The organism is Streptomyces sp. NPDC043680 (assembly GCF_056436685.1).
Genome location: NZ_JBWKCE010000048.1, coordinates 1 through 1,562 on the forward strand (window position 1 = coordinate 1; position 1,562 = coordinate 1,562).

Annotated in this window: 1 protein-coding gene; it reads left to right on the forward strand. The window is 65.4% G+C overall.

Going from position 1 to position 1,562, the window contains the following annotated elements; genetic code table 11:
* Positions 1–1,562: dihydropteroate synthase (locus AC0666_RS33945; RefSeq protein ID WP_478709113.1), on the forward strand; the 1,562-nt coding region annotated here is incomplete at both ends.

Sequence of the window (1,562 nt, forward strand, 5' to 3'; positions counted from 1 at the left end):
ACGGTGCCGTTCCGGCAGGACACCGCGTACATGGCGATCGGTGAGCGGACGAACGCTAACGGGTCGAAGAAGTTCCGTGAGGCGATGCTGGAGGGCCGCTGGGACGACTGTGTGGAGATGGCCCGCGACCAGATCCGCGAGGGCGCGCACATGCTGGATCTGTGCGTGGACTACGTGGGCCGTGATGGTGTCGCGGACATGGAGGAGTTGGCGGGCCGCTTCGCGACGGCTTCGACGCTGCCGATCGTGTTGGATTCCACCGAGGTCGAGGTGATCCGGGCGGGTCTGGAGAAGCTGGGCGGGCGTGCGGTCATCAACTCGGTGAACTACGAGGACGGTGACGGGCCCGAGTCGCGGTTTGCGAGGGTCACCCGGTTGGCGCAGGAGCACGGGGCGGCGCTGATCGCGCTGACCATCGACGAGGAGGGCCAGGCCCGCACCGCGGAGCACAAGGTCGCGATCGCGGAGCGGTTGATCGCGGATTTGACGGGGAACTGGGGGATCCGTGAGTCGGACATCCTGATCGACACTCTGACGTTCACGATCTGCACCGGTCAGGAGGAGTCGCGGGGGGACGGTATCGCGACGATCGAGGCGATCCGTGAGCTCAAGCGCCGTCACCCGGAGGTGCAGACCACGCTGGGTCTGTCGAACATCTCCTTCGGTCTGAATCCGGCTGCCCGGGTGCTGCTGAACTCGGTCTTCCTGGACGAGTGCGTGAAGGCGGGTCTGGATTCGGCGATCGTGCATGCCTCGAAGATCCTGCCGATCGCCCGCTTCGATGAGGAGCAGGTGGCCACCGCCCTGGATTTGATCTACGACCGGCGCTCGGAGGGTTATGACCCGCTGCAGAAGCTGATGGCTCTCTTCGAGGGTGTCAACACCAAGTCGCTGAAGGCCGGTCGGGCGGAGGAGCTCCTCGCGCTGCCGCTGGAGGAGCGGCTGCGGCGCCGCATCATCGACGGTGAGAAGAACGGCCTGGAGGCGGATCTCGACGAGGCGCTGCGGGGTCGGCCCGCTCTGGACATCGTCAATGACACGCTGCTGGAGGGGATGAAGGTCGTCGGTGAGTTGTTCGGTTCCGGCCAGATGCAGTTGCCGTTCGTCCTGCAGTCGGCCGAGGTCATGAAGTCGGCGGTGGCCTATCTGGAGCCGCACATGGAGAAGACCGACGACGAGGGCAAGGGCACCATCGTGCTGGCCACCGTCCGCGGCGACGTGCATGACATCGGCAAGAACCTGGTCGACATCATCTTGACGAACAACGGCTACAACGTGGTCAACATCGGGATCAAGCAGCCGGTGTCGGCGATCGTGGAGGCCGCGCAGGAGCACAAGGCGGACGTGATCGGGATGTCGGGTCTGCTGGTGAAGTCGACGGTGATCATGAAGGAGAACCTGGAGGAGCTCAACCAGCGCAAGCTGGCCGCGGACTTCCCGGTCATCCTCGGCGGCGCCGCCCTGACCCGCGCCTACGTCGAACAGGACCTCCACGAGATCTACGAAGGCGAGGTCCGCTACGCCCGCGACGCCTTCGAAGGCCTCCGCCTCATGGACGCCCT